This window comes from Dethiosulfatibacter sp. (assembly GCF_983023055.1).
On the sequence record NZ_CEZJXU010000090.1, the window covers coordinates 1,946 to 7,013 of the forward strand.

At 39.3% G+C, this 5,068-nt stretch carries 4 protein-coding genes; all 4 read left to right on the top strand.

Features of this window, described 5'->3' with window-relative positions; all coding sequences use genetic code 11:
• Positions 1-89: 89 nt before the first annotated feature.
• Complete coding sequence (gene kamA / locus AC3AX0_RS04780; RefSeq protein WP_487549165.1) at positions 90-1,376, top strand: lysine 2,3-aminomutase; 1,287 nt, start codon at positions 90-92, stop codon at positions 1,374-1,376.
• A gap of 435 nt (positions 1,377-1,811) precedes the next feature.
• Complete coding sequence (gene kamB, locus AC3AX0_RS04785) at positions 1,812-2,819, top strand: lysine 5,6-aminomutase reactivase subunit KamB (RefSeq protein WP_487549166.1); 1,008 nt, start codon at positions 1,812-1,814, stop codon at positions 2,817-2,819.
• A gap of 173 nt (positions 2,820-2,992) precedes the next feature.
• Positions 2,993-4,621: a lysine 5,6-aminomutase reactivase ATPase KamC gene (gene kamC / locus AC3AX0_RS04790; RefSeq protein ID WP_487549167.1), complete on the top strand. Its 1,629-nt coding sequence runs from the start codon at positions 2,993-2,995 to the stop codon at positions 4,619-4,621.
• A partial coding sequence (locus tag AC3AX0_RS04795; RefSeq protein ID WP_487549168.1) for a lysine 5,6-aminomutase subunit alpha TIM-barrel domain-containing protein occupies positions 4,602-5,068 on the top strand: 467 nt, incomplete at its 3' end. The genes kamC and AC3AX0_RS04795, both read left to right, overlap by 20 nt.

Consider the following 5,068-nt stretch of genomic DNA (forward strand, 5'->3'; position numbering starts at 1 on the left):
TCCAATTCTCAGAATATTTACATTTAAAGCATTATTAAATCGACGGTCTAAGAATTAATGGATCGGTTGTAAAATGAAAGGAGAAAATAATGGCATATTTTAATAAAATAGATATATGGAAAGATGTTAAACAAGAAGAATGGGATGACTGGCAATGGCAGGTAAGAAATAGAATAAACACTGTTGAACAATTGAAGCAGGTAATAAATGTTACAGACCAGGAAGAAGTGGACATCAATTCCGTACTTGAAAAGTTTAGAATGGGAATCACTCCTTACTATGCTGCACATATGGACAAGGACGATCATAGATGCCCCATAAGAATGCAGGCTGTTCCTACAATTGCTGAAACATTCATAAGCAAGTCGGACATGGTTGACCCTCTTCACGAAGATGGAGATTCACCTGTGCCAGGACTTACTCACAGATATCCTGACAGAGTTCTTCTTCTTTTGACAGACCAGTGCTCAATGTATTGCAGACACTGTACTAGAAGAAGATTTGCAGGTCAGGCAGATCATTCAATGCCAATGGAAAGAATAGAAAAGGCAATAGACTATATAAGAGATACACCTCAGGTAAGAGACATAGTACTTTCAGGTGGAGATGCCTTGTTGATATCAGATGACAAGCTTGAAAAAATCATTCAGAAGCTGAGAGCGATACCTCATGTTGAAATAATAAGACTTGGATCAAGAGTTCCAGTGGTAATGCCTCAAAGGATTACAGATGATCTTGTAAACATGCTTAAGAAATATCATCCAATATGGTTGAATACTCACTTTAACCATCCAAAGGAAGTTACACCGGAAGCAAAAGAAGCTTTAAGAAAGCTTGCAGATGCAGGTATTCCTCTGGGAAACCAGTCAGTACTTTTAAGAGGAGTAAACGACTGTGTATTTGTAATGAAGGATCTTGTGCATGAATTGGTTAAAAACAGGGTAAGACCTTACTATATCTATCAGTGTGACCTTTCTCTTGGAATATCACATTTCAGAACTACAGTTGGAAAAGGTATAGAAATAATCGAAGGACTTAGAGGGCATACTTCAGGATTTGCAGTACCAACATTTGTTGTTGATGCACCTGGTGGCGGAGGAAAGATTCCTGTAATGCCAGACTATGTAATGTCAAGAACGACAAACAAACTTGTTCTTAGAAACTTTGAAGGTGTTATAACAACCTATACAGAGCCTGCACAGACTGAAGAACTTGAATGTCAGTGTGATGTATGTCAGGGCAAGAAGGAAAGTCACCTTACAGGTGTTGCATCACTACTTGCAGGTGAAAGACTCAACCTTGAACCTACTTATCTTGAAAGAGCAATGAGAACTGAGAAGAAAAATAAGAAATCCAAGGAAGAAACTTTAGCATAATAACTAATTTGCTAGTGCTGCGGGGTACGAAAAATGAAAAACAATGACTCCCTACTCCGTCGGCACGACAATCTTTTATTTAAAAAGGATGATTGTCGGACCTCCAAGTCGAGACCTCGCCATTATTTCTTCATTTCTCTTGCTGGTTGTACAGCTTTTCGGGTTCAGAAAACATATTAAATTCAGTACTAAATGATATAGTACTGAGAAAATCATATAAGAAAATTTATTAGATTAACAGAACAGGTTATGCTAAGTAAGGAAATTCGGTATGATTGTGAGGTCGTGACTTGGAGATATGTCTTTCAACCTTATCAAATAGAGAAAGACATAATCGACGGAGCAGGGAACATTCATACTGAATTTCCTAACCCAGCTAGAACCAAAAACCTATTCATATGATTTTTGGAACTTTGCTGAAAAAAGGATGATTTTATGAGACTAATAGACAATTTAAATGAAAAATACACCTCGGTTTCCATTATTGGACTTGCGAAGAATGCAGGGAAGACGGTTACCATGAATTATCTCATAGAGGAAGCCTATGAAGCGGACATATTGCTGGGACTTACTTCCACTGGAAGAGACGGAGAAAGGGTTGACCTTGTTACAGACACGGACAAGCCAGAAATCTTCGTTTCGGAAGGCACCATCATTGCTACTGCTAAGTCCACATTGGAACTTGGTGATGCAGGACTTGAAATTCTTGAAAGTACAGAATTCACAAGCCCTATGGGCAATATCATCATATGCAGGGTAAAGGAAGAAGGATGTATTCAGATAGCTGGTCCTGTTAATTCCAAAGACATGATGAAGCTTAAGGACAGGATGATTGAATATGGAGTGGATCTGGTCCTCATAGACGGTGCAATAGACAGAAAGGCAGTTTCCTCCCCTCTCATAACGGACTCCTGTATAGTATCAACTGGGGCAGTCCTCAGCAGGGATATGAAAAAGGTCGTTCTTGAAACTGCATACTTCATAGAAATCTATTCCCTTCCACGGGTAGAAGATGAAAGACTGAAAGCAATAAGGGAAAAACTGAACAGGACCTGCATCATCGACGGTGACTACAATATTATATATCCTGAGATTAAGACAGGTCTTGGAAGGGGAAAGACCCTTACCACCTATGTGGATGAAAATACCAGGTACATATACATAGCAGGGGCGGCAACAAGCTCAATGCTTAAGGACCTGGCTAATGGTAAAAAAAATTATGAAATAATAATAGAAAACGGAACCAAGGTCTTTTCAGACCGCTTCAGCTGGAATGAGCTGATAAAGAAAGGTTTGAAACTTAAGGTTCTTAACAATATAAACATTGAAGCTGTAACCGTTAATCCTCTTTCTCCCTATGGATACAGCTTTGACAGCAGTGAACTCACAGAAAAAATCAGAGAACGGCTAAGAAATATTGTTGTGTTTGATGTACTAGCTTAGCTTAGGAAAGTTTTAAATATGTAAAATCCCTTGAAGCATTGGTATTTTACTGTTAAGGTAAACTTTCCACGCTGGCAACACCGCTTGTACACTATCCGCTTCGCGTCTAACGCGATGTAACCGTTGTGTACTGGATGACGCGACATAGTCGCTTTGCCGAGGAGGATGACTATATGAACTTATTGGCTGACAAGCAGGTTTATGAAATACTAAACATAGAGGTTCTCCTTGATAAGATCAATCCCCTTTCTCCTTACGGAACGAAGGGGAAAAAGGAGATGAGGTCATACAGACCGGGAGACGAAAAAGCACTTGAAAGAGAATACAACCTAATGGATTATCTTGAGGAGTATTACCTGAACAAGAAGCTCTTTTCGGTACTGACCCATGTGAAGGAAATTTCAGAATCCATATACAGGGCTGAAAAAGGAGAGGTTTTAACGACAGTTGAACTTTTCGAGGTGAAAAACTTTTCAATGCTCATAGAAAAGACAAGAAGGATTATAGATGTCAACTGTCCCTTTGATGAAATCAGGGTGGGAAGTCTTGAAGACATTGTAAAGTTACTTGACCCTGGAGAAGAAGGCCTCAACACTTTTTATATTTACGACAGCTACTCAGAGAAACTGGAATCCATAAGAAAAGAAAAAAACAACCTTAACAGAAAGATTAAGGAAATAAAAATAGAAATTAAGAACAGCCTCAAAAAGGATTATGATTTAAGGATCAATCTGAAGGGAGATATTTCCCTTAATAAAACAGAGGCTGATCTCATTAAAAAAATGGACAAAGACTCAAGGATTTATCCATCCTCTGAATCAGGAACAGGAATTGTATACTCCATCAAAAATACGGCAAAGATCGATAAAATGATATTGGAGATGAACAGCCTTAAGGTACTGGAAGAAGAGGAAGAATACAGTATAATGGCAAAGCTGTCGGAGAAAATCGGAGAGTGTAGTGAAAGATTCTACATTGATTTTAAAGCAATAGGGAAGATTGATCTGGTCCTGGCGAAATTAAGAGAAGCTAGGGTGACTTACTCCATACGACCGCAAATAATAGAAGAGCATAAAATAAAAATAAATGAAGGGCGTCATCTTAAAACAGAAGAGGCATTAACAAAAAACGGCAAATCCTATGTACCTGTATCCATAAACCTGGACAGGCCGGCAACCTGCATTACGGGAGCAAACATGGGTGGAAAGACTGTAAGTCTTAAAATGATTGGCCTGGCGGCTGCAGCAGCGGCCCTCGGACTTCATGTACCATGTAAAGACTGCACCATAGGTCTTTCGGAAAATATCTTCATATCCATAGGGGATGAACAGTCTGTTGAAAAAGGACTGAGCACCTTTGGAGCGGAGATATGCAATATTAAAAGAGCCCTTGAAAGGGTCGATGAAAGATGTCTTATTCTCATAGACGAGCTGGCGGGAGGTACCAATCCAGTTGAAGGATATGCCATAACCAAAAGTATTATAGGCTACCTGGCAGACAAAAATTCACTATCTGTCATTACTACACATTTTGACGGTGCATCAGGTAATGAAGTGCAAAAACTCCAGGTTGCAGGACTTAGGGATACAGACATGGAAGACATAAGAAAGAATTTGACAGAAAACCCTGAAAAGGGAATGGAAATAATAAGTGAAAACATGGATTACAGGCTGATATCGGCAGACAGCATCAGCCAGGTTCCAAGGGATGCAATAAATATTGCAGAGCTCATGGGACTGCAGGAGGAAGTAATAAATTCCGCCAAAGAAATTTTAAAAGGAAGTGATATTGTTGAAAAGTAAATTAAATTTAAATCCTGAAGCAATAAGCAGCGCAAGAAATGCGGCGAAAAATATAGCTTCGGAAACTCAAGGATTCATAAACAGACATACTACTGTTACAGTGGAAAGAACCGTTGCCAGACTCCTTGGAGTCGATGGAGTTGACGAAATAGAAAAGCCTCTTCCAAACGTATTGGTTGACAATATAAAGGAAGGCGGAGGACTTGCACAGGGCGCTGCATTCTGGATAGGAAATGCAATGGTCAACACAGGTCTCAATCCACAGGAGATAGCGGAAAAGATCAACTCTGGAGAAATAGATATAACAAAACTTCCTATAGCGGACAATGATGAAATATTTGCAAAGGTCAATGGGATTGCAAAGGAAACTACTGATACAATACGTGGTAACAGAGACAAAAGACAGGAATATATTGACACCATAGGAGAAGGACCAAAGCCTTATCT